This is a genomic window from Bacillus infantis NRRL B-14911 (genome assembly GCF_000473245.1).
Lineage (GTDB): Bacteria > Bacillota > Bacilli > Bacillales > Cytobacillaceae > Bacillus_AB > Bacillus_AB infantis.
Map to the genome: position 1 here is coordinate 2170485 of NC_022524.1, position 23528 is coordinate 2194012.

At 44.5% G+C, this 23528-nt stretch carries 27 protein-coding genes and 1 pseudogene; 20 read left to right on the plus strand and 8 right to left on the minus strand.

The window, feature by feature from the left end:
- Nucleotides 1–106 precede the first annotated feature (106 nt).
- From N288_RS10855 to N288_RS10870, 4 genes are all read left to right on the plus strand, one after another.
- Nucleotides 107–1003, plus strand: coding sequence for an HD domain-containing phosphohydrolase (locus N288_RS10855; protein ID WP_022543822.1), 897 nt, complete (start codon nucleotides 107–109; stop codon nucleotides 1001–1003).
- Between the two features lie 18 nt (nucleotides 1004–1021).
- On the plus strand, nucleotides 1022–1342 hold the full coding sequence (locus N288_RS10860; RefSeq protein WP_022543823.1) for a hypothetical protein: 321 nt from the start codon (nucleotides 1022–1024) through the stop codon (nucleotides 1340–1342).
- A 608-nt stretch (nucleotides 1343–1950) separates the two neighbouring features.
- Entirely contained in the window at nucleotides 1951–3141 is a 1191-nt protein-coding gene (locus N288_RS10865) for a glycine C-acetyltransferase (RefSeq protein ID WP_009790906.1), read from the plus strand.
- 47 nt (nucleotides 3142–3188) lie between these two features.
- A complete protein-coding gene (locus tag N288_RS10870; RefSeq protein WP_009790907.1) occupies nucleotides 3189–4139 on the plus strand; it encodes an L-threonine 3-dehydrogenase in 951 nt (316 codons plus the stop codon).
- A 49-nt stretch (nucleotides 4140–4188) separates the two neighbouring features.
- Here N288_RS10870 and N288_RS10875 read toward each other — a convergent pair whose 3' ends face one another.
- Complete coding sequence (locus N288_RS10875) at nucleotides 4189–4929, minus strand: arylamine N-acetyltransferase family protein (protein WP_009790908.1); 741 nt, start codon at nucleotides 4927–4929, stop codon at nucleotides 4189–4191.
- 344 nt (nucleotides 4930–5273) lie between these two features.
- Here N288_RS10875 and N288_RS24680 point away from each other — a divergent pair.
- A pseudogene (locus tag N288_RS24680) lies at nucleotides 5274–5453 on the plus strand (Rdx family protein); the annotation flags it as partial.
- A 66-nt stretch (nucleotides 5454–5519) separates the two neighbouring features.
- Here the strand turns inward: N288_RS24680 and N288_RS10880 are convergent.
- Nucleotides 5520–5891, minus strand: coding sequence for an Hsp20/alpha crystallin family protein (locus N288_RS10880; protein ID WP_009790911.1), 372 nt, complete (start codon nucleotides 5889–5891; stop codon nucleotides 5520–5522).
- A gap of 96 nt (nucleotides 5892–5987) precedes the next feature.
- On the opposite strand from N288_RS10880, the gene selA reads away from it, so the two are divergent.
- Entirely contained in the window at nucleotides 5988–7412 is a 1425-nt protein-coding gene (gene selA / locus N288_RS10885) for an L-seryl-tRNA(Sec) selenium transferase (RefSeq protein WP_009790912.1), read from the plus strand.
- A gap of 24 nt (nucleotides 7413–7436) precedes the next feature.
- Here selA and N288_RS10890 read toward each other — a convergent pair whose 3' ends face one another.
- Nucleotides 7437–7580: a small acid-soluble spore protein P gene (locus N288_RS10890; protein WP_009790913.1), complete on the minus strand. Its 144-nt coding sequence runs from the start codon at nucleotides 7578–7580 to the stop codon at nucleotides 7437–7439.
- 110 nt (nucleotides 7581–7690) lie between these two features.
- Here N288_RS10890 and N288_RS10895 point away from each other — a divergent pair, with 110 nt between their 5' ends.
- Nucleotides 7691–7951, plus strand: a complete 261-nt coding sequence (locus N288_RS10895) for a hypothetical protein (RefSeq protein WP_009790914.1) — start codon at nucleotides 7691–7693, stop codon at nucleotides 7949–7951.
- 77 nt (nucleotides 7952–8028) lie between these two features.
- Here N288_RS10895 and sspO read toward each other — a convergent pair whose 3' ends face one another.
- Nucleotides 8029–8178, minus strand: coding sequence for a small acid-soluble spore protein O (gene sspO, locus N288_RS10900; RefSeq protein ID WP_035400962.1), 150 nt, complete (start codon nucleotides 8176–8178; stop codon nucleotides 8029–8031).
- A 331-nt stretch (nucleotides 8179–8509) separates the two neighbouring features.
- On the opposite strand from sspO, the gene acnA reads away from it, so the two are divergent.
- From acnA to N288_RS10950, 10 genes are all read left to right on the plus strand, one after another.
- The gene (gene acnA / locus N288_RS10905) at nucleotides 8510–11218 is read left to right on the plus strand and encodes an aconitate hydratase AcnA (protein WP_009790916.1); all 2709 of its coding nucleotides are present in this window, start codon (nucleotides 8510–8512) and stop codon (nucleotides 11216–11218) included.
- 137 nt (nucleotides 11219–11355) lie between these two features.
- A complete protein-coding gene (mtnA, locus tag N288_RS10910; RefSeq protein ID WP_009790917.1) occupies nucleotides 11356–12405 on the plus strand; it encodes an S-methyl-5-thioribose-1-phosphate isomerase in 1050 nt (349 codons plus the stop codon).
- A gap of 83 nt (nucleotides 12406–12488) precedes the next feature.
- On the plus strand, nucleotides 12489–12905 hold the full coding sequence (locus tag N288_RS10915) for a hypothetical protein (protein ID WP_141195056.1): 417 nt from the start codon (nucleotides 12489–12491) through the stop codon (nucleotides 12903–12905).
- Nucleotides 12906–12929: 24 nt separating this feature from the next.
- Nucleotides 12930–13436 carry a peroxiredoxin family protein gene (locus tag N288_RS10920; RefSeq protein ID WP_022543827.1) on the plus strand — a complete coding sequence of 169 codons (507 nt, stop codon included), beginning with the start codon at nucleotides 12930–12932 and terminating at the stop codon, nucleotides 13434–13436.
- Between the two features lie 1076 nt (nucleotides 13437–14512).
- Complete coding sequence (locus tag N288_RS10925; RefSeq protein ID WP_022543828.1) at nucleotides 14513–14644, plus strand: FbpB family small basic protein; 132 nt, start codon at nucleotides 14513–14515, stop codon at nucleotides 14642–14644.
- Nucleotides 14645–14700: 56 nt separating this feature from the next.
- Nucleotides 14701–14844 (plus strand): acid-soluble spore protein N, encoded by a 144-nt coding sequence (locus N288_RS10930; RefSeq protein ID WP_009790921.1) that lies wholly within the window; start codon nucleotides 14701–14703, stop codon nucleotides 14842–14844.
- 172 nt (nucleotides 14845–15016) lie between these two features.
- Nucleotides 15017–15253, plus strand: coding sequence for a small acid-soluble spore protein Tlp (tlp, locus tag N288_RS10935; protein ID WP_009790922.1), 237 nt, complete (start codon nucleotides 15017–15019; stop codon nucleotides 15251–15253).
- 158 nt (nucleotides 15254–15411) lie between these two features.
- On the plus strand, nucleotides 15412–17775 hold the full coding sequence (locus N288_RS10940; protein ID WP_009790923.1) for an AAA family ATPase: 2364 nt from the start codon (nucleotides 15412–15414) through the stop codon (nucleotides 17773–17775).
- Nucleotides 17750–18184 carry an acyl-CoA thioesterase gene (locus N288_RS10945; RefSeq protein ID WP_009790924.1) on the plus strand — a complete coding sequence of 145 codons (435 nt, stop codon included), beginning with the start codon at nucleotides 17750–17752 and terminating at the stop codon, nucleotides 18182–18184. The genes N288_RS10940 and N288_RS10945 overlap by 26 nt, the downstream gene beginning before the upstream one ends.
- A gap of 8 nt (nucleotides 18185–18192) precedes the next feature.
- Entirely contained in the window at nucleotides 18193–18483 is a 291-nt protein-coding gene (locus N288_RS10950; RefSeq protein ID WP_009790925.1) for a hypothetical protein, read from the plus strand.
- Nucleotides 18484–18523: 40 nt separating this feature from the next.
- On the opposite strand, the gene N288_RS10955 is transcribed toward N288_RS10950, so the two are convergent.
- Nucleotides 18524–18814 carry a HesB/YadR/YfhF family protein gene (locus N288_RS10955; RefSeq protein WP_022543829.1) on the minus strand — a complete coding sequence of 97 codons (291 nt, stop codon included), beginning with the start codon at nucleotides 18812–18814 and terminating at the stop codon, nucleotides 18524–18526.
- Between the two features lie 236 nt (nucleotides 18815–19050).
- Here N288_RS10955 and N288_RS10960 point away from each other — a divergent pair, with 236 nt between their 5' ends.
- The gene (locus N288_RS10960) at nucleotides 19051–19311 is read left to right on the plus strand and encodes a hypothetical protein (protein WP_035400921.1); all 261 of its coding nucleotides are present in this window, start codon (nucleotides 19051–19053) and stop codon (nucleotides 19309–19311) included.
- Nucleotides 19312–19793: 482 nt separating this feature from the next.
- Here the strand turns inward: N288_RS10960 and N288_RS10965 are convergent, their stop codons facing one another.
- On the minus strand, nucleotides 19794–20930 hold the full coding sequence (locus tag N288_RS10965; protein ID WP_022543830.1) for a two-component system sensor histidine kinase NtrB: 1137 nt from the start codon (nucleotides 20928–20930) through the stop codon (nucleotides 19794–19796).
- A gap of 316 nt (nucleotides 20931–21246) precedes the next feature.
- Entirely contained in the window at nucleotides 21247–21834 is a 588-nt protein-coding gene (plsY, locus tag N288_RS10970) for a glycerol-3-phosphate 1-O-acyltransferase PlsY (protein ID WP_009790933.1), read from the minus strand.
- Nucleotides 21835–22093: 259 nt separating this feature from the next.
- Between plsY and N288_RS10975 the strand changes: the two genes are divergently transcribed.
- On the plus strand, nucleotides 22094–22351 hold the full coding sequence (locus tag N288_RS10975) for a type B 50S ribosomal protein L31 (protein WP_009790934.1): 258 nt from the start codon (nucleotides 22094–22096) through the stop codon (nucleotides 22349–22351).
- A gap of 54 nt (nucleotides 22352–22405) precedes the next feature.
- Here the strand turns inward: N288_RS10975 and N288_RS10980 are convergent, their stop codons facing one another.
- A complete protein-coding gene (locus tag N288_RS10980; RefSeq protein WP_022543831.1) occupies nucleotides 22406–22885 on the minus strand; it encodes a DinB family protein in 480 nt (159 codons plus the stop codon).
- A gap of 198 nt (nucleotides 22886–23083) precedes the next feature.
- Between N288_RS10980 and N288_RS10985 the strand changes: the two genes are divergently transcribed.
- The gene (locus N288_RS10985) at nucleotides 23084–23404 is read left to right on the plus strand and encodes a DUF3243 domain-containing protein (protein ID WP_009790936.1); all 321 of its coding nucleotides are present in this window, start codon (nucleotides 23084–23086) and stop codon (nucleotides 23402–23404) included.
- The last annotated feature ends 124 nt before the right edge of the window (nucleotides 23405–23528 follow it).

A 23528-nucleotide genomic window follows, 5' to 3' on the forward strand; every position in this document is an offset into this window, starting at 1 on the left:
TACTATTTAACTTTATGTATTATAATGTTGGAGAATAGAAGAAGATTTGACATTCTTTTCTTCTTGTTTCGACAGCAATCTTAGAAATAGAAATGAGGGTAACACAGTGGGCATTATAAATGAAGATCGTTTCATTGAAACAGTCCACATGAAAGGCTTGCAGATCTCCCTCCTCGCATCTGGTGATGGTACGGAGGTTATTTATCATAAGCTGCAGCCGGGAACAAGGTGGGGATTAGAACCTCAAGACGGATGGGACGCCTTAGAGTTTTTGCAGATTCTTTCAGGTGGGTTAAAGGTGCTTTCACATAATCACCTAAAAGATCTACAGGCTGGAGACTCGTTTCATGAATGCCCTATCAAAGATCATTACTTTTTTGAATCTATTGGGGAAACAGAATTTTTATTTATCACTTCTCAACCGGTATTCCATTTTTATAGCAAAATATCTAATGAGTTGAAGGAGCTTGCTGTTTCAATAGAGGAGAAAGACGGATACACGAAAGATCACTGTGATAGGATTAAAACAATGGCTACTCTTGTTGGGGAGAAGGCAGGATTAACTTCCAAACAACTTATGAGGCTGAACTTGGCCAGCTTTTTACATGATATAGGTAAAGTTAAAATTCCGATAAGTATACTTCAAAAACCAGGGAAATTAACTTCTGAAGAATGGGAGTTAATGAAGCTTCACACTGTATTTGGTAAACAAATATTAGTAGAGACCAAGTTGCCTAGCTTAATTGAGGCATCAAAAATTGTTGAACAACACCATGAGAGGTTTGACGGGTTGGGCTACCCCTACAACTTACAAGGGGATCAGATTTCAACAGAGGCTTCTATAATTTCGGTTGTTGATGCTTTCGATGCTATGACTACCAATAGAATCTACCAAAGTGCAAGAACACGTGAAGAAGCTTTTGAAGAAATACTTAGATGCCGAGGAACTATGTACAATCCGTACATTGTAGATATATTCCTAAGTTTAAAAGATAAAATATAAAAGAAAAGGGGAAAAGCTATGAAGAAAGTTAGCGTATTACTTATGGCACTGCTAATTGGTGCTGTTTTCAGCATCAAACCAGCTGAAGCAGCATACCTGCCTGAATACGATCAGTATGTAGAAGTTTCTTATGAACAGGCACGTGCAATTGCTGATATTGTTGGTCTTGAAGGTGTTGAATTGGGAGAAGAAACTGCGAGAATTTCTTTTGACTACCAGGAAAAGTTAATTGCTAAAATTGAAAAAGTTCTAAAAACAGAAATTGATCATTACTATATCTGGCTAACTGTTGATGGTCAGCCAGTATTAGGAATTGATCCACCTCATCCATTCTATTAATCAAATAAAATATGCCAAAGAGTATTTTGGGTAAAAAAGTAAGGAGTGATTGCATTCCTTGCTTTTTTTGTTTTTTATAGGGTTTTAAACACCAGTGGTGAGAGCATTGGTTAAAATATGACAACAATTGGTTTATACTATTTTTTTCAATTTTATATTGTATCTGTGATATATTTTTTAACCCTGTTGATTGTAGTGGAAGGCACGCAGACTCCTGCGGGAAATAGCGGCAAAGCTTAGACCCCGCATGAGCATAGCGAAGAGGAGGCTCAGCGCCGCCCCGCGGAAAGCGAAGGCCAGGAACGGAAATCAGCAGCAAAGTTGATAAGCTAAGCCACCGACATCCTAATTAAAAATGATTCTCCAATTTTTAGGAAGCTTAAAGGCTTCCTTCTTTTATTTTTAAACTAAAATACACTCCTCCCGGGAAAAATAAAGTACCTGCTGTTTTGTCCTTTTCAAGTGTACAATTTCATCAAATATGTTAAAGTAACTAGTAAGGAACTCCTTGATACATAAGTCTTTTTCAGACATCGAAATGTCCATCCAAGGAGTACAGTTGTTTGTTTGCAGATGACATTCTATTCTATATAAAGAGAGGGATCTATATGTCCAGCAAAACTTTGGATAGCTTTTTAAATGAAAATCTCGAGGATCTTAAAAGCAGGGGCCTTTACAATGTAATTGACCCGCTGGAAAGCCCTAACGGACCCATGATTAAAATAAATGGCAGAGAATTGATCAACTTATCCTCTAATAATTACCTGGGCCTTGCTACCAGCGACAGGCTTAAAAGTGCTGCCAAAAAAGCAATTGATACATACGGTGTAGGAGCAGGTGCTGTCAGGACAATCAACGGCACAATGGATATCCATATCAAATTGGAAGAAAAACTGGCAGAATTCAAGCATACAGAAGCAGCCATCGCTTACCAGTCAGGCTTTAACTGTAATATGGCTGCCATCTCTGCAGTCATGGACAAAAATGATGCTATTCTTTCCGATGAACTGAACCATGCTTCCATCATTGACGGCTGCAGGCTGTCCCGCGCAAAGATCATCCGCTTCAATCACTCAGATATGGAAGATTTGCGTGCAAAAGCAAAGGAAGCGACAGAGTCAGGACAATATAATAAAGTCATGGTAATCACAGACGGAGTATTCTCCATGGATGGAGATATTGCGAAGCTCCCTGAAATCGTGGAAATTGCCGAAGAGTTCGACCTGATCACTTATGTTGATGATGCACATGGATCTGGTGTGCTCGGCAAAGGTGCAGGTACAGTTAAGCATTTTGGCTTATCCGATAAAGTGGACTTCCAAATCGGTACGCTCTCCAAGGCCATCGGTGTTGTCGGCGGATATGTGGCCGGCAAGAAACAGCTGATTGACTGGCTGAAAGTGAGAAGCCGTCCATTCCTATTTTCGACTTCACTTACACCTGCTGATGTAGCTGCATGCATCGAATCCATCAGCATCCTAATGGAAAGCACTGAGCTGAATGAGAAGCTTTGGGAAAATGCCGATTATCTGAAAAAAGGTCTGAAGGAGCTCGGCTTCAATATTGGAGACAGTGAAACGCCTATCACTCCTTGCATCATCGGGGATGAAGTGGCTACCCAGGAATTCAGCAAAAAATTGAATGATGAAGGTGTCTATGCTAAATCAATCGTGTTCCCGACTGTTCCGCGGGGCACTGGGCGTGTCCGCAACATGCCGACAGCCGCGCATACAAAGGATATGCTGGATCAGGCACTTTCGATCTATAAGAAGGTCGGCAAGGAAATGGGTATTATCTAAGATTCAAAATATAGATATGAAACGACGGATTCAGGTGGAGGAAAACGATGAAAAAGATCTTTATTACAGGTGCTCTTGGCCAGATCGGTTCAGAGCTGACTATCAAGCTTAGAAACATATATGGTACCGATAATGTCATTGCAACAGATATCCGAAGGAATGATTCTGAGGCGGCCCAGTCTGGCCCTTTTGAAATCGTGGATGTTACGGATGCGAAATCTATGTTTGATACAGCAAAGAAGCATAATGCAGATACAGTCATCCATATGGCAGCCTTGCTGTCTGCGACGGCTGAGGCAAATCCGGTTTTTGCATGGAACCTAAATATGGGCGGGCTTATGAATGCACTGGAAGCTGCACGGGAACTGAACAGCCAGTTCTTTACGCCAAGCTCAATTGGCGCTTTCGGCCCGTCTACACCTAAGGATTCCACTCCGCAGGACACCATTCAGCGTCCAACGACCATGTACGGGGTCAATAAAGTTGCCGGCGAACTCCTTTGCGATTATTATTTTCATAAATTCGGCCTGGATACGAGAGGCTTGCGCTTCCCCGGCCTGATTTCATATGTGACTCCTCCAGGCGGCGGAACTACCGACTATGCTGTAGAAATCTATTATAAAGCGATCGAAGAAGGCAAGTACACTTCCTATATCGACAAAGGGACTTATATGGATATGATGTATATGCCGGATGCCCTTGATGCGATTATCAGTTTGATGGAAGCTGATGCAGGCCGGCTCAAGCACCGCAACTCATTCAATGTTGCGGCAATGAGCTTTGCGCCTGAAGAGATTGCTGAAGCTATCCGTCAGCATATTCCTTCATTTGAGCTCAGCTATGAAGTGGATCCTGTCCGCCAGGCGATTGCTGACAGCTGGCCCAACTCTATTGATTGTACCGCAGCAAAAGATGAATGGGGTTTTAAGGCTGAATACGATCTTGCTAAAATGACGGCAGATATGCTGGAAAAGCTAAAAGTTACAACAGTAAAATAAAGTGAAAAAGCTGGCAGGAGACCATCTCGCCAGCTTTTTTATTGAACGTCTATGCCTCTGTGATGCCAAAGAACACTTTCAGCGCCTCCCGTTTTGCACCTTTGTCTAAATCTGTTTTAATCTTTTCTCCGTTTTCTGTTCTTACAAGCGTGTTCCCTGAAAGCGTGATTCGCCCGTTCTCTGATGCGATAGTAATGATATCATCTTTGGTGAATGGCGATTCTGCTGATGTTTGATTAAATTTGCAGGAATCCTGGAAGAAATCCAGGCTTCTTTTTTTATCAGAAAACCGGTACTTAATCTGCCATTCCCCGCCGTCATTATGCATCAAATCATAGCGGCCGTCTCCCAGATCCCTGACTTTATAATTCCCGCTCGCATCCTCCTTTTCAGTGCCGTCAAGCGGGATGGGCTGCCTTGCTGAGTCCCCGAAGCCTACATCAGTCAAATAGGGCTGGTCAAGATAGACAAGTATGGCAGCATGGCTGTTTTCCCTGGCCCATCCGGCAGGTGTTTTGACAGTACAGGAGATGAGGGAAGAGCTATAGCCCATCTCTGAGAGAAGGGTTTGGAAGAGGCCGTTCAGCTCATAGCAGAAACCGCCCCTGCTGTTTTCCACCACTTTTTTGTAAAACTGATCTGTATCCAATCTGATCGGGACCTTCCTGATGACATCGAGATTTTCAAAAGGTACCCTTTGCATATGGCTTTTTTGCAGCTGTGCCAGAGCATCAAGCCCCGTCTCCTTTTTATCGGCCTGTATCCTGGCCAGGTAGCGGTCTATATTCATATCGTTTTCACCTACTATGCTATAGTTAATACACTTAAATTTATACGCATCGGGCTGGCCCTTATAATTATTTTAACATGTTGTCCGATATAAGGATCTTTTACTGCCTGCTGTGTGTTTAATCCATATTAGCCTTGTTGAATTGAATCTGGAGGGCGCGGGTTCCAAAAAGTACGCTGATTACTGCTTGAAGCCAGAATTTCTTTAAGGAGAAGGACAGCAAGGTTGCAGGCTCCTGCATGCTTGTACTACAATAACAGCAAACAGAATCAGGAGAGGAGGCAGCACTGATGGCAAGTTATGAAGTGAAGGTTGAATTCTGCATGATGTGAAACTACGCACCAAAAGCCGCGAGTTTCGCGGAGGACCTTTTTAATCATTTCCGCTCTGAAATAGGTAAAATGGAGCTGGTTCCCAGTTCAGGCGGCGCCTTTGAAGTGACGGTGAATGGAAGCAAAATCTATTCAAAGCTTGAGACAGGCGTCTTTCCTAAAAGCCAGGAAATCATTGATAAAATGAAATGACGATAGAAACAGCCCCGCCTTCTTTTAAAGCGGGGCTTCCGTTATGGTGAACTTCTAGATGGACGGTTATTGTATAGGCACCCTGCGATCTTTGCCGGAACCTTTACTGGTCTTTGAAATGAAAATTTCCAGTATGCCGCAGGAAAATCGGGAGGTGACCTGTTTGTCTGTTAAAAGGAATGGAAAATCGACTTCCCGGCTGACTGTTTCCTTATCTTTCTCAGCCCTGATGATCAGCTCATGGCCGTTTAATATAACAGAAAGCATCGCCGCTGTATAATCTGTCAGCAGAGCTTCCACAATATATTCCGCATCTGTCTCAAAAATGTCGATCCGGAATGCCGACTGATCAAGATAAGATGTCAGCGGATCAAGAAAGAAATGCTCCAGCCATTTTTCCATTTCCTTGAATGGATTATCTTCGCTGTTTCTTCCCATAATAATGCCCCCTTGTTGCGACCAGTATATTCATTAGAACCGCACAGGGTGAAAATGGTATAATACTTCTAATTAATATGCTGGAGGATTACAAAAGTGAACAATATTCTCAGACAAATTCCCCCTGTACACGAGCTGCAGAGGGATGAAAGGGCGCTCAGCCTGCAGGAAAGGCTGGGGCTTGAGCCTGCACGATTTGCCGAACTGATCAAGATGGCGCTTGACTCAGTAAGACAGGCGATTATCTCAGAGAGGTACAGCGGCCCTGAACCGGGAAGCCCGGAATTTCTGGCCCGTTTATTTAATGATATAGAAGCTGCCGCTGAGCAAAAATACAGCTTTGCCTTACAAAAAGTAATCAATGCAACAGGCACCATTCTTCACACCAATTTAGGAAGAGCAAGGCTGTCAGAGACTGCTGTTGAACATATGGCCAGCATTGCCAGGAATTATTCCAATCTAGAATACAATTTGGAAAAAGGCAGCAGGGGATCCCGCCATGACCTCGTGGAAGGTTTGATAAAGGATATTACGGGTGCAGAAGCGGCGATGATCGTCAATAATAATGCGGCTGCCGTATTCCTCGTTCTGAGGGCATTGGCTTCTGACAGCGAGGTCATTGTTTCCCGGGGAGAGCTTGTTGAAATTGGGGGTTCTTTTCGAATTTCATCCATCATGGAGGAATCTGGGGCCAGGCTGGTAGAAGTGGGAACAACGAATAAAACCCATCTCCGGGATTATCAGGAAGCAGTGACTGAGGCGACCGCAATGCTGATGAAGGTGCATACGAGCAACTTCAAGATCATGGGCTTTACTAAAAGTGTCTCTGCCAGTGAACTGGCAGAAGAAGCTTCAAAGAGCGGGCTGATTTATTACGAAGATCTCGGAAGCGGGGTTCTGTATGATTACAGCAAGCATGGAATCGGGGAAGAGCCTGTGGTAAGCGAGGTGCTGAAAGCCGGCGCAAGCATCGTGTCGTTCAGCGGTGATAAGCTCCTGGGTGGGCCCCAGGCAGGCATCATCGCCGGCCGTAAAGAACTGATCGATAAGCTCAAGAAGCATCAGCTGGCAAGAGTTCTAAGAGTCGATAAGATGACACTGGCGGCTTTGGAAGCGACGCTTTCGGCTTATATAAAAGACGAAAAAACCTTATTAGGAATTCCTGTCATAAGGGATATGCTTGCTGACAAGGAAGAAATCAAGGTGAGAACAGAAACATTTGCCGAAGCTGTACGTCTGCTGTGCCCCGGCTCTGAAGTGAAGGTGATGGAAAGCACCAGCATGGTCGGCGGGGGCACAATGCCGGATGTGGAGCTGCCGACCTATGCGGCAGCAATCAGAATGCCCGGCATTTCAGCTGATGATCTGGCTGTCAGGCTAAGGGAGCATCAGGGAACGCCCATCATTGCAAGAATTCGCCAGGAAGAAACGATATTCGATCTTCGGACCGTTTCCGAAGAAGAAGCAGAAATCATTTCTGCCTGTCTGGGCAGGATTGCAAAAGGCCTGTCTCCCGAGTAGGGACAGGCCTTCTTCTGCAGGACCTTACATGTCGTGCCCTGAATTATGCTTTTGTCTTGTATGGTTGCGGTTTTTTACTTTCTTGGAGCCGCTTAACGGTTCAGGCTGACCCGGGTTATTTCCTTTTGGGGCATTTTTGTGCATATCTTTGCTGTCGTTTTTGTTCATTTGCCATCCCTCCTAACATTAGGATGTTTTTTGCAGTTGTTTTTATACCGAATATTTTCCCTGCTGACTGCACAATTTAACACTACATCTTGATTAACAGGAGTGAAAACATGCCATACCATAAAGACAAACAGCAGGCTTTCCAGGCGGCAGAGCAAGGGTTCGCCGAAGCCAGCGGCTTATATAATGAAATCGTTAACGACAGTGCAAGCTACGGGCATCAGCTGAAGCATCTGGAAAATGAGGTCAATGAAGCATTTGCGCAAATCGAAAATGCCCTTGAAACAGCAAGTGAACATCAGCGTGGCCAGCTGGAGCAATTTCAGCGAGATTTGTCGAGAATCATCCAGGAAGTTAATGCGGCTGAATGACAAAATGTAAAAACCCCTGTTTCAGGGGTTTTTTTATGTCCTGCTATTCAAAGGGGGCCAAGCCCCAATACAAGCTATTACTGGTTTTTCTTGCGTTTTTTATTGTTTTGTTTCTGCGCTTCTGTCAATGGCTCATTTGAAAATTCCTCATTAAACCCGGCGCCCTGACCCTGGCTTTTAGCTGCGTTCATGCCTGGACGTACATGATTTGCTTTTCGTTTCGCCAAAATTCTCACCTCCGCATACATATCTTTTGCCTGCAAACCAGCCCTCATTCGGTAAAAAATTGCTTTATTGCAATAATATTTGTTTTAAAAATCTCCAAAAAGGTATATAGAAATTGACTCTGTTAGCTGTCCAATCATGCCAAAATGAATTGCGATCAAAAATATAATAAGTAAAACTTATCAAAAACAATAACTTTCTTGTTATTTACTTATATAAAAGGTTGTATTAAGATAAGAATTGTGAGAAAAGTGGCGATGAAAATGACAATTCAAACTTTTCGACAATTATTATAATTTTGGTATATGATTATCATTAGAGGGGGTAATACATATGTCTAAAAATGATGTTTTTAATTCAAGGAAATCATTTGAACTAGACGGTAAACGCTATCATTACTATCAATTAGCAGCTTTGGAAAAAGCAGGAATCGGCAGCGTATCAAGGTTGCCTTATTCCATTAAAGTATTGCTTGAGTCTGTCCTGCGCCAGTTTGACGGACGGGTTATTACACAAGAGCATGTAGAGAACCTGGCAAAATGGGGATCTGACCAAGTGAAGGAAGTAGACGTTCCTTTCAAGCCTTCACGCGTCATCCTTCAGGATTTCACAGGCGTTCCTGCGGTTGTTGACCTTGCTTCATTAAGGAAAGCAATGGCTGACATGGGCGGAGATCCTGACAAAATTAATCCGGAGAAGCCGGTCGACCTGGTTATCGACCACTCAGTGCAGGTTGATAAGTACGGTACACCTGATTCCCTGGAAGCAAATATGGTTCTTGAATTTGAACGTAATGCCGAGCGTTATCAGTTCCTTAGCTGGGCACAGAAAGCATTTGACAACTACCGTGCTGTTCCGCCGGCAACCGGGATCGTTCACCAGGTTAACCTGGAATTCCTTGCAAACGTGGTTCATGCAGTTGAAACGCCGGATGGCGATTTTGAAGCTTTCCCTGATTCACTCGTAGGTACGGATTCCCATACAACCATGATCAACGGTATCGGCGTACTTGGCTGGGGTGTAGGCGGAATTGAAGCTGAAGCAGGAATGCTAGGCCAGCCTTCTTATTTCCCTGTGCCTGAAGTAGTAGGGGTTAAGCTGACTGGTGAGCTTCCAAACGGAGCTACAGCAACAGACCTTGCGCTTAAGGTGACACAGGTTCTTCGCCAGCAGGGAGTTGTCGGCAAATTCGTCGAGTTCTTCGGATCAGGTGTAACGGCACTGCCGCTTGCTGACCGTGCGACAATTGCCAACATGGCACCTGAATATGGTGCAACTTGCGGATTCTTCCCGGTTGATTCAGAATCACTCAACTACATGCGTCTGACAGGCAGATCTGAAGAGCAGATCAAGCTTGTTGAAAAGTACTGCAGAGAGAATGGATTGTTCTTCGATCCTTCACTTGAACCGGTATACACTGAAGTAGTTGAGATCAATCTCGCTGAAATTGAAGCAAACCTTTCCGGTCCTAAACGCCCGCAGGATTTGATTCCTCTTTCTGCCATGAAAGAAGAGTTCAATCAGGCGCTTACGGCTCCTCAAGGGAACCAGGGCTTCGGTTTAAGCAAGAAAGAGATCAATAAAGAAGTAACCGTTGATTTCCAAAATGGGGATTCAACAAAAATGAAAACAGGTGCTATCGCCATTGCTGCGATTACCAGCTGTACAAATACTTCAAATCCATATGTGCTTGTCGGCGCCGGCCTTGTAGCTAAGAAAGCGGTCGAGCTTGGCCTTGAAGTGCCTAAATATGTAAAAACTTCTCTTGCACCTGGATCTAAGGTAGTTACAGGCTATCTGCGTGATTCCGGATTGCTTCCATACCTTGAGCAGATCGGCTTCAACCTGGTCGGTTACGGCTGCACAACCTGTATCGGAAACTCCGGGCCGCTGAGAGAGGAAATCGAGAAGGCAGTAGCTGACAGCGATCTTCTTGTCACTTCCGTCCTTTCAGGGAACAGAAACTTTGAAGGCCGTATCCACCCGCTTGTTAAAGGAAACTACCTGGCTTCACCGCCGCTGGTAGTGGCTTATGCATTGGCTGGAACTGTTGACATTGACCTTCAGAATGAATCACTCGGAAAAGACAAAGATGGAAACGACGTATTCTTCAAGGATATCTGGCCATCTACTGCTGAAGTCAACGAGGTTGTCAGCAGGACTGTAACACCTGAGCTTTTCAAGAAAGAATATGAGCATGTATTCAGCGACAACGAGCGCTGGAATGAAATCCAGACCAGCAATGAACCGCTGTATTCTTTCGATGAGAACTCAACTTACATCCAAAACCCGCCGTTCTTTGAAGGGCTTACGCCAAATGCGGATGAAGTCAAGCCGCTTAACGGACTGCGTGTAGTCGGCAAATTCGGCGACTCTGTTACAACTGACCATATCTCACCTGCAGGCGCAATCGGCAAGGATACTCCAGCAGGAAGATATCTGCGCGAAAACGGCGTTGAGCCGCGTGATTTCAACTCTTATGGCTCACGCCGCGGTAACCATGAAGTGATGATGCGCGGAACATTCGCGAACATCCGCATCCGCAACCAGGTTGCCCCTGGCACTGAAGGCGGCTTCACGACATACTGGCCGACTGGCGAAGTGACAAGCATCTATGATGCTTGCATGAAATACAAGGAAGATGGAACCGGCCTTGCCGTTCTTGCAGGCAAAGACTATGGAATGGGCTCTTCCCGTGACTGGGCTGCCAAAGGTACAAATCTTCTCGGCATCAAGACAGTCATTGCTGAGAGCTATGAGCGTATCCACCGTTCCAACCTTGTTCTTATGGGTGTCCTTCCGCTTCAATTCAAAGCAGGAGAAAATGCAGAGGTTCTTGGCCTGACTGGCAAGGAAACATTCGATGTACAGATTGATGAAAATGTAAGGCCGCGCGATTTCGTAAAGGTTACAGCGACAGACGAAGATGGAAACAGACTTACTTTTGAAGTGCTTGTCCGTTTTGATTCTGAAGTTGAAATCGACTACTACCGCCATGGCGGAATCCTGCAGATGGTTCTGCGCGAAAGACTGAAAAACTAATAAATGTATGGGCGCCGCGGCATTGCTGCGGCGCTTTTTCCTTTTGTGAAAATAAAATATAGGCGTTTAACATAATTCTTGCTACAATAGCTCTAGCATCAGAAAAATTTGAAAAGTCTTCGAGAGGGGAACAAAAAGTGGAACAGACATTCCTTCAATCCGTTACATATGATAACGGCACATTATATATATTGGATCAGACCCTGCTGCCAGCGGTCACAGAATTTCTTGAAATCACCAAGGTGGAGGATGCGTGGGACGCAATCAAGCAGCTGAAAGTCAGAGGTGCTCCGGCCATAGGGATTGCCGCTGCCTACGGACTTGTTCTGGCTGCCAATAAGGCTCCTGAGGTGGATTTCTCATCGTTTTACAAAAATTTTAAAGAAAATCTCGAGTACCTGGCGAGTTCCCGTCCTACTGCCGTTAACCTATTCTGGGCCTTGCAGAGGATGGATGAGCGTGCCCTGGCGGAAAAAGACCAGCCAGTTGCCTTGATAAAGAAAAAGCTTGAGGAAGAGGCACACCAGATCAGGAAAGAGGATGAGGAGGTATGCCGCATGATCGGCATCCACGGGCTTGCCCTCTTGAAGGATGGGATGGGGGTCCTGACACATTGCAATGCAGGCGGCATTGCAACTGCGAGATACGGTACAGCACTGGCGCCTTTCTATCTTGCCAAGGAAAAGGGCTGGGAACTAAAAGTGTATGCAGATGAAACGCGGCCGCTCCTTCAAGGCGCAAGGCTGACGGCATGGGAGCTCCAGCAGGCAGGCATTGATGTGACTCTTATCACAGACAGCATGGCTGCCATGATCATGCAAAAGGGAATGGCAGAAGCTGTCTTTGTCGGCTGTGACAGGGTGGCCGCCAATGGGGACACTGCCAATAAAATTGGGACATACGGGCTTGCCCTGCTGGCCAAAGCACATAATATCCCTTTTTACGTAGCTGCGCCTACATCAACCATTGACATGAAAACAGAATCAGGAGATGCTATCCCGATTGAAATGAGAGGCTCCGAAGAAATTACGCATGGTTTCGGCAAAAACACGGCACCGGACGGAGTTAAGGTTTTTAATCCGGCATTTGATGTGACACCTGCTGAGCTGATTACAGCCATCATCACTGAAAAAGGGATCATTCAAGGGAATTATTCTGAAGAGCTGAAGAAGCTGTTCCATTCATAATATTCAGGAAGCAAGCAGCAATGCTTGCTTTTTTCTGCGGGCTCTTTCCGCTCATATATTTTTCTAACGGGGGCAACGTAATAATGGAGACAATTGAAATTGGGTCCTTTAACCTTAAGGTTGACCTGCTGGTATCCCTTCTTTCCCTGCTGATCGTCCATCTGTTTTTCTTCTTTCATTTGAAAAACAGACAAGAGTTTCGAAAAACTTTCGAGGACAAGCTTTTTACAGCAGTGCTGATTTGGTTTCTTTTATATAAGTTTGGCAGGCTGCTTTTTCAGCCGTCCCTTTTATGGACCAACCCCCTTGGTTTGCTTTATTTCAATGGAGGGATAAAAGAAGCTATTCTCGGCCTGCTCGGTGCCGCTCTTTATTTTACCGGACAGTGCAGAAAGCAAGGCTGGGCTGCCAGGGAAATGGTCTATTTGGTTATTTATGCGCTATTCACTTTTTTATGCGGATTTTGGCTGTTAAGCATTCTTTATATCTTCATCAAATAAGCTTTTTAAGGAGGAAATATAGCAATGGTCAGAAAACTAATAAATCTGATGGCCTTCTTACTGCTTGTGCATATATCAGGCCTATTGCCGCTGAATGCTGCTAAAGCGGACTTGCCCGGTCTTGCAGTTGGTACAGAGGCACTTGATTTTCAGCTGAAGGATCTTCAGGGGCAGTCTGTTAAGCTCTCTGATTTCCGCGGAAAAAAGGTCATGCTCAATTTCTGGGCTCCATGGTGCCCTCCCTGCAAACAGGAGATGCCTGAGATGCAAAAATTCCATGAAGCAGCAGGGAATGAGATCAGCATCCTGGCTGTCAATATCGATCCGCAATACAATTCAGCAAAATTTATTGAGAAAATGGGAATTACCTTTCCGATCCTTCTGGATGGAAAAGACGAGGTGAATACCAAGTATAAAGTCATGACGGTTCCTACAACTTATTTTATTGACGAAAAAGGTATAATCCGGGATAAATATTTATCGGCGATGGAAGCAGAAACCATGTGGGAAATGACTGAAAAAATGAAATGAAGTGTAAGCATCCTGTTGGGTGCTTATTTTTTATTTTTTAGCAGAGGTCATGCAGCTGCGATAAGGGAGGTAATGTATCCTTTCAGGCCACCGGGATACATGGTATTACTGCTAGAAGGCTAGTCATGTATGCCAAGAGGTTTCCGGGATACATGGTATGACTGCAAGAAGGCTGGTCATGTATGCCAACAGGTTTCCGGGATACATGGTATGGCTGCAAGAAGGCTAGTCATGTATCCCAACAGGTTTCCGGGATACATGATATGACTGCAAGAATGCTAGTCATGTATCCCAACAGGTTTCCGGGATACATGATATGACTGTAAGAAGGCTGGTCATGTATCCCAACAGGTCTCCGAGATACATGATATGGCTGCAAGAAGGCAAGTCATGTATCCCAACAGGTTTCCGGGATACATATATGACTGCAAGAAGGCTAGTCATGTATCCCAAGAGGTTTCCGGGATACATGATATGGCTGCAAGAAGGCTAGTCATGTATGCCAACAGGTTTCCGGGATACATGGTATAACTGCAAGAAGGCTAGTCGTGTATGCCAACAGGTTTCCGGGATACATGGTATAACTGCAAGAAGGCTAGTCGTGTAAGCCAAGAGGTTTGCGGGATACATGGTATGACTGCCAGAAGGCTGGTCATGTATGCCAAGAGGTTTCCGGGATACATGGTATGACTGCCAGAAGGCTAGTCATGTATGCCAAGAGGTTTCCGGGATACATGATATGATTGTTAGAAGGCTGGTCATGTATGCCAAGAGGTTTCCGGAGTACACGAAATGGCCGCAAGAAGGCCAGTCATGTATGCCAACAGTTTCCCGAAGTACACGAAATGGCTGTGAAAAAGCCAGTCATGCATCTAAACAGGTCCCCGGGATACATGGCATTGCCGCGAGAAGCTAGTCATGTAACCCACTTCTAAAAAATTCCTAAATAACCAAAAGTCTTAAGCAAATATCCTACAACTACTCCCTTTTACTTTAAATTTTCAAAAAGTTGTAATAATTACAGGATTTTTTGGGCATATTAACTGTTAGAATAGGAAATAAGGAAGGTGAAAGAAATGAGAAAACCTAGAAAACAGACATTTGCAGAGCTTGTCCTTGAAAACAAGCGCCAGCTTCTGAAAGATCAGGCTGCCATAGATCGCATTGAAGTAAGGCTTGAAGAAAAACGTATGGGCAAAGCTGAATAAATTCCCATTCGTAACTCCCCCTCTTAAGGAGATATTAAAAGGGAGGAGGGATAAGCATGGGCAATCCGAAAAAAGACAGCAGCCAGTTTGTGCCGAACCATATAGGAACCAAATCAAGAGGATTCGGCGGCAACAAAGGCAAGAAGATGCAGGATACATCAGGAAAGCACGCACAGGTCATTCAAACTAAAGGCGAATAGATGATAAATCACAGCCGTCCCTAATCAAGGGCGGCTGTTTGTATGATCACTTATTTATCTTTAAGTGCATGTTTATGCCTCCCCTTTTACCCACTCATTTCCTACATGAAAAAACAACATATTCCGTAAACTAATCAGGCAACAATCCACTACCGCCAAGGAGGGTTACGTAATGGCACATAACAGGCCAAATCCCGATGACAGAAGCGATAACGTTGAGAAGCTGCAATCAATGATCGTCCATACAATTGAGAATATGCAGGAAGCAGAGGCTTCTATGGAGTTCGCAAACGAAGAAGACAAAAAGCGCATCGAAGCTAAGAACGAGCGCCGCCGGGACAGCCTGGATGCTTTCCGGTCAGAGGTAAAGGACGAATATCGGGCGCAGCAGGAAAACGGATTAGAATAGTAAAGCCATCGGCCCGGGATATCCACCAGAACCCGGGCCCTTTCCATATCCGTAACAGCACGGCAGAATGCTTAGTACATACAAAAATATATGGTAAAATAATAGCGGACGCGAAAAGCGGAGAGTAAATAATTTTTGTAAAAGAAGATGTGATAGTGATGAACCAAAGGAAACAACATGCTTCCCCAATCTCCGCCCGTATTGCGGAATGGGAAAAAGAGTACAGCGAGAACGGATATATATCCAATGAAGGCAGATTGTTAAGCCTGCTGAAGGAAATAGACACTGATGAAGATTCTGGATCTGTTTCTGCAATCCTTACACTTGCCGCTCTTTCAAGGCTTGGCAGGAATAAAGATGACAGCCTTGCCGCTGCCTGGATGGACAAAGCTTTAGAGCTGGATCCGCAAAATGGACAGGCCCGGAGATTTATGGCCCAGAGGGATTGGAAGAAGCATCGTGAGCTTCTTGACATGCTCGTATTTCCCTCTATCAGGGAAACCGACAACCGGACAGCAAAGCGGAAAATTGCTGAGCAGTATATCAGTATCTGCCGCAGCTTTCTCGATGCATCTGAAGAAGAGAAGGAAAGATTATCAGGCAAAAGGGAAGTGTCAGAGGAACTGACAGACCAGAAGTTCCAAGATATATACGCCAGCCTGATCAGCCTGCTCGAATTGGCTGCTGATGAAACAGCTTTGCTGCTCAAGGCTGCTGAAGAGTATGAAGAATCGATTTCGGGGGTTTTCCATACAGCAACCCATGTTAACGACATGAAAAAGCATATAGACAGAATTGCCGGTCTGAAAGAAGAGTGGCATGCATTATTCCAGACTGAAGAAGAAGTGACTGAAGAAATCAGTGCACTTGAAAGCCTTAATAGTATGATCGGCATGGAAAAAGTAAAAAGCCGGGTGAATGATTTCTATAAATTCCTGAAGTACCAGAAGAAAAGAAAGCAGCTGGGCTTCCAAATCAAAGATGAAATGAGCCTCCATATGATCCTGACGGGCAACCCTGGAACAGGAAAAACGACACTCGCAAGGCTGCTTGCAAAAATTTATCATGAACTTGGCGTCCTGCCGCGGGAAGAAGTGGTAGAAGCAGACCGCTCACAGCTTGTAGGCGCATATGTCGGCCAGACAGAGGAAAATGTCCGCTCTGCTGTTGAGAGGGCTCTCGGCGGCGTGCTTTTCATCGACGAAGCATACAGCCTGAAGCGGGAAGGCCAGACAGGGAATGATTATGGCCAGACAGCGATTGATACTTTGGTCTCGATGATGACCGGGTCAGAGTATGGCGGCAAGTTTGCAGTGATCCTGGCAGGGTATCCGGAAGAAATGCGGCAGTTCCTTGATGCCAATCCCGGGCTCAGAAGCCGCTTCCCTCAATCCAACCAGCTTCATCTTCCGGATTATACAGAAGAAGAGCTGGTGGAAATCGCTGACAGAATAGCAAAGGATAATGATTATATCCTTACTGATGAAGCAAAATCAGAGCTTAAAGGCAGACTTGAGAAGGAAAAGGTGGATGACACTTTCGGAAATGCACGGACAGCCAAAAATATCGTCCTCGACGCCATTTTTGAAAAAGGGGCGCAATCCGAAGCTACTGACCATCTGCTTCCTTATACACTGCTTGAAAAGGATGACTTCATACTTCACCAGGATGATGGCACAAGAAGTAATCCTGAGAAACAGCTGGAAATGCTTGTCGGCCTAGGAAATATTAAAGAAGAAGTAGAATCGCTGATATCGTTTGTAAAAATGCAGCAGTACCGCCGGGGACAAAATCTCCCGTCAGTGCCTGTACAGCTTCATTCCGTCTTTACCGGCAATCCCGGAACAGGTAAAACGACAGTGGCGAAGATTTATGCAGAGCTGCTTCATAAATGCGGGATGCTGAAAAGAGGGCATCTCATCGTTGCCGGCCGTTCCGACCTTGTTGCAGGCTATGTAGGACAAACAGCGATCAAGACAAAGAAGATCATCAGGGAAGCATTGGGCGGCGTACTTTTTATAGACGAAGCGTATGCCCTCTTAAGCGAATCGCCTGGTGACTTTGGGAAAGAAGCAATCGACACTCTGGTTGATGAAATGACAAAGCATAATGAAAACCTGGTTGTCGTACTTGCCGGTTATTCCAATGAAATGGAAAGGCTGCTGCAGAGCAACCCGGGGCTGAAATCCCGCTTTAAGAAGTTCTTTCATTTTAAAGACTATAATACAGAAGAACTTATCCAGATCATCAAGAACTACGCTGCTCAATACAAGTATGATTTGACGGATGGAGCTATCGCTTATCTGGATGAAGCATTGCCTGGCATAAAAGCTGGAGGCAACGGGCGCCTGGCAGCCAATCTGGCTGATGAATCCATTCAGTTCCAGGCCTTCAGGCTCATGGAGGGTGACGAAAGCCAATTGAAGGAGAATGCGTCCCTTCTTGAGAAAGCGGATTTTGAAAAGGCGGTAAAGAAAATCACAAAGGGGAATAAAGATGCTGATATCAACGAAAGAAATTGAAGTCCGATATGCGGAAACCGATCAAATGGGCGTGGTGTACCATGCCAATTATCTGGTCTGGATGGAGCTTGGACGCACCAGGCTGATTGAGGAGCTGGGCTTCAATTATGCAGAGCTTGAAAAAGACGGAATCATTTCTCCTGTTATTGATATTGCCGCTTCCTATAAAAAGCCTGTCAGATATGGTGAAAAAGCAGTCATCAGGACTTGGATCGAAGAGTATGATGGATTCCGTGTCACATACGGATATGAAATATTGACAGAGGGGGGAGAATTGTCTGTAGAAGGCATTTCCAAGCATGTTTGTGTGAAAAAAGAAAACTTCCGCCCCATTTCAATCAAACGGAAATATCCTGACTGGCACGAAGCTTATGAAAAAGCGAAAAAAGCACCTGAAGCTGCTGAGTAGGTGATCCAGTGGCATTTGGAATTGGAAAGAAAGAATTGAGAGAATGGAAAGAAAAAATTGATAAAGGGGAAATTGCTTTTCTGACTCATTACTGGCTGGATGACCGCTTCCCCGGCTGCAAAACAGTGACAAAGGTAGGCTGCAGCGATCTGGATAAGCTGAAAAGGTGGGGGCATTCCCATGGCCTTAAGCCTGAATGGATTGATATTAGAAAGGACGGCTATTCACATTTTGATTTGCTGGGTGACAGGCAAAAACAGATTCTTGCCAAAGAAGGAATCCGCAATCCTCTGGACTGAACTGAAAAAGAAGAAAGCAGCTGCTTAGAAAGGCAGCTGCTTACTCTTCATATTTGAATACGGGCTCATTTGCCTTGTGATTCATTTCTACATACAGATCTTGATCATTAAAAAACCAAAGATCTTTTTCTTCAATAAAGAATGTAATGCCGCCTTTTTCCGTTACTGCACCTGTATTGACAGGCTCTTCATTGGCAACTCCGAGAGAGAAACCCTGCTGAACGGTGCTGCATCCGCCATAGCGGGCAAAAAAACGGAGGTGGTCACCTTTTTCCAGTGAAAGTTCATCTTTGTACCATTGTGCGGCATCGTCATTTATATGTATGTTCATGTGAAGTCTCCTTTCCCGCAATCTGTTTTCCATAATCATTATAAAGGAGTATGCAGTGTAAAGCGAATAATTGAATCAGGCTGCACAAGTGAAACAGGCCTATTTATACTTTATGTTTTTATTGCAAAAAATACCCCTTATCAGGGTAATTCGCACAAGCACTTTGATCGCTCCAAGGCCGTTTGACAGGATGAACGGTCAGGGTAAAGAAAAAATAAAATGAAGGATGTGTCAGTTTGTCTCAATATCGATTAATGAATATGATCGGCATTTTTATTTTCGGAGGAATAGCGCTTCTTGTCGTACTGCAGACAGATAAAGCAGAAAAGGCCATTGAAGCAGGCGCTTTTGCCGCTGTCATGGCTGTCATTTATTTTGTTCTTGCTGCAATTTGCGAGAAAAACCGGAGCATTTTTATACCAGTTATCGGGGTGCTGGCAGTCTTGGCGGTCAGCATGATTTTTCTGCAGGGATTCTTCTTTGGATCGCATCATTAGAAGAAAACTGCCTGCATGCATGCAGTTACAGTAAAGGGGGTGGGACGATGTTTAAAATGACTGGTGCTGCAGCCGATAAGCTGCTGGATTCTGTTGAAAAGGAAAGAAAGACAGCGGAGGAGAAGCTGTATGTACGCCTTTCAATGGGAATCGGCTGAGGCGGCCCTCAGCTTAAGCTGTCTCTGGAAGAGCAGCCCATTACCGATGACAAAACTTTTGAATTCGGCGATCTGTCTGTGTTGATTCATGAGAAGGATTTTGTCTATTTTGACCATACAAAACTTGATTATATAAAAGATGTATTTGGAAATGCCAAGTTCCAATTGATTAAGTTATAGCTTCTAATAGGCAGGTAAGCGGATGTCTCACGCGGGCATCCGCTTTTTTCGTCTTAACCATCATCGAGGCGGGCAATTCATCTTGCTTGTTGTTCGGTGCTTTCCACTGTATTTGAGAGTATTATTTTCAGGAACAGCCTTTTTTTAATTCCTTCTCTCAGGGATTATTTCCGGCTCTGCCAGTTTCTCTGCCTCCTCAGCTTCAATGGGGAGAATAACCTTCACAGCCGTTCCTTCTCCCGGCCTGCTTGATATATCAATGCTGCCGCCCAATTCCTCGACTATTTTCTTGCAGACTGACATGCCAATGCCTGTGCCGGTTTCTTTAGTCGTATAAAACGGCTCATAAATTCTTTGCAGTGTTTCTTCAGACATGCCGCAGCCATTATCCTGTATGGTAATGACAGCATGCTTGCTGCAGCATTCTACCTTTGCCTGTACAGAGCCTGCCATGCTTTGTATGGTCATTGCTTCCATTGCATTTTTGAACAGGTTGGAGAGCACCTGCTTGAGCTCACCGGGAACAGCTGCCATTGTTGGATCATTGGGTGAAGGTTCGAATAAAAGCAGGCTTCCCCTTAAAACGGCTTCGCTTTCGTAAAGCATGACAATCTCTTTGACAATCTGATTGATATGCACTTTTTTCATTTTGTTCTCGGAAGGTTTATTGGCATTCAGAAAACTGCCGATAATTTCGTTTGCCCGGCTGATCTCCCCTAAAGCAATACTGGCATATTCCTCTTTTCCGATTTCCCTGAGCTGCGGCTTGAGCAGCTGAAGGAAGCCTTTGACCGTCGTGAGCGGATTCCGGATTTCGTGAGCGATGCCAGCCGCCAGCTTTCCAAGATTAGCCTGAAATTCATAAGCGACTGCCATTTCCTGTACCTGTTCTGCAGTCTGTATAAGCTTTTCCTTTTTTTTCTTCAATGCTTTGGAAAAAACAGCCGCTTTTTCCTCGAATTCTGCCAGTACTTGCTCAATTTCCGCAGCCAATGGTTCAATCGGGAAGCAGAATATATGGATGGTTTCGTTGTCAGCTCCATCAGCCCGGTAAATGCGGAACCAGCCTTCTATAAAATGAAAATCAACATATTCTGCATTACTTCCAATAAGGAATGCCTGAAGCTCCTGCGCATTCTGGCCGTCGGCAAGAAGTTCGGAAATATGCTTTTGGCAATGTTGCTGCTGGTTACCTGAGGCCGAGATGATGTATAAATCCCGGGATAAAATAAAATAGGGAAAAGGAAACGATTCTTGAGATAAAGAGTTTACGGGTATCACAATATACCCTCCTTAAAACGAGTAATGTATGCGTAATCCATCTTTTTAAGCCGCTCAGCAGTCAGGGGCCATAGCGTAATATATGAATCTTTTTCAGTATTATGTGCGGAATTTGAAAAAAAAGAAAGTTTTTAGTCGAAATGATGGATAATTATGACTTTTATACTATTATACAAAACTGGTATGTCCACTACAATAACGCACGATATTTTTCTTTTTCAGAACAGCTGTTTTAAGGTGTTTTTTGGTTGCTTGATCAGCATTGGCAGAGGGGCTTGAAAAAAATAAACGGCCTTCCAGCCGTTTATTTTTTGGTCTAAAGCCAGGAGATCTTTGGCTCTGTTTTATCTTTTATTCGTTTAATATTGGCCCTGTGCCTGTAGATGACAAAGAAGGCAAGGATGGATACAACTACAGTGAGCAGCGGATCCCATTCACCTACGAAAAGGGAATAAACCACAGCTGCCACGGCAGCCAGCATAGATGAAAGGGATACATATTTGGTTATGTATAAGCTGAGGAAAAAGATGGCCACGATTACTGCAAACATAAGCGGTGCACATGCAAGCAGCACTCCTCCGGATGTTGCCACTGCCTTTCCGCCTCTGAATCCGGCAAAAATAGGATACATATGGCCTATTACAGCAAATATGCCTGCTACAAGCCAATTAAAATCCGAGCCCAGGAAATAGGGAAGGAGAGCTGCCAGGGTCCCTTTTAAAATATCCGCAGTGGTAACAATGATGCCTGCCTTGACGCCAAGCGTCCTGAATGTATTTGTTCCGCCAAGATTGCCGCTGCCATGCTGGCGGATATCTGTCCCGTAAAATGCCTTTCCGATCCAGAGCCCGGAAGGAATCGATCCGAGCAAATAAGCCAGTACAATGATAATGCCTGCTGTCATAACTTCTCTCCTTTATTCAAAATCCGCGATTTCCGCCGTTATTTGGCGGGAATCGATTGCTTGTTCTGGTATCAAATCAAAGAGGATTAGCCAGGTCTTTATATTGTACCATGTTAGGCTAACTTAGCACCAGGTACTAATCAATGTTTATAGATATAGTACCCGGGAAAATGATAAATAGGTAAGAGTTGAGCAATAAAGTTGATAATCGTAATCGTTTCGATTACAATTAAATTATCCTATAAAAGAGGTGACTTCAATGAGACAGAATATTCATCCGGAATACAGGCAGGTAGTATTTATGGACGTGAACAGCGGCTATAAATTTTTAAGCGGCTCTACGAAGAAGACGAATGAAACGATAGAATGGGAAGACGGCAACACTTATCCGCTGTTGAAGGTGGAGGTAAGCTCTGACACTCATCCGTTTTATACCGGCAAACAGAAATTTGCCGATAAAGGCGGCCGTGTAGACCGTTTTATGAAAAAATACAATATGGAAAACAAAGAAAAATAAAAAGCGGCCCGCAGGCTTCCCAGCCTGGCGGGCATTTTTTATGACAGAGAGTTCTCAGACTTGTTCTTTCCTATAGATCTGGTAAATCTTTTTAATTGCTTCCATATGGAGAGCTTCATGGTAAAAGCTGAAGAGAAAGGCTTCCCCTGCTGTATGGAACGTGATGCCGGCCTTATTAGTAAAAGGTTCTGGCAGTATTTCTTCCAGACGGCCAGGCATAAATTGAAGAATTCTTTCCTTTTGGTCTGCTAAGGCATCGGCAATCTCCTTCAGGCTCGGAGGCTCCTGCTCCCAAGAACGGGGGCTGGTTCCCGCGCTAAAAAGCTCTTCATAAGAAGCCGGCAGTCCTGATTTTTCGTTAAGCAGTAAGAATGCAATTTTTTCCTGAATATAGACGATATGGCCGAAGTTCCAGCGGATGCTGTTATTGAAGCCTTCTGGAATAAAATCAGCTGCATTTTCCGGTATGCGCTTGAGCGAACTTTCTGTAATTAGCTTCACCGTCTCCATATGTTTGAAAATGAGATGTTCCATATCCCGCCTCCTATTTTCTTTTTCGGGCAGCAGCCTTAAGAGTTTTTTGTACCGCCGGTCTTCTATCAATAAATATACGCTTCTATCACAATATATTTCAAGAATCTTTCAATATGCTTTTCTGTGTTTCGCATAGACCAAATCGGGTATCTATAGAACAGAAGCAACAATTACTATAATTTAAAGGAGAGATGATTAATGGAACATACTAACGGTTCAGCAGAAACAAACAGCAAAGTAGAAAACAAACTGGAAAACATGGGCTCTGAGAAAAAAGACGAAATTCTATCAAGCTTTGAAGGCTTCAAGGATTATTTAGGCGGCAAGGTCTCACTCGGCAAGAAAATGGGGCTGAATGAAGAGCAGCTGGCAAATGCTGCGCAAAAGGTAGGCGACTACCTGGCGAAGAAGGAAGAGCCTCGCAACAGGGAGGAAAAGCTGCTTCAGGAGCTGTGGAAGTCCGGCAACGAAGAAGAGCAGCATGCCCTTTCCCATCTGCTGGTTAAGCTGGTAGGCTAATTATAAAATAAACAGGAGCAAAGCAATCCATGCTTTGCTCTTTTTTTATGGATGGCCGCTTGGTTTCTATTTATGGAAAAACGGTTATTATATAGGCATTCAGCCGCTTGGCAGATAAAATGGG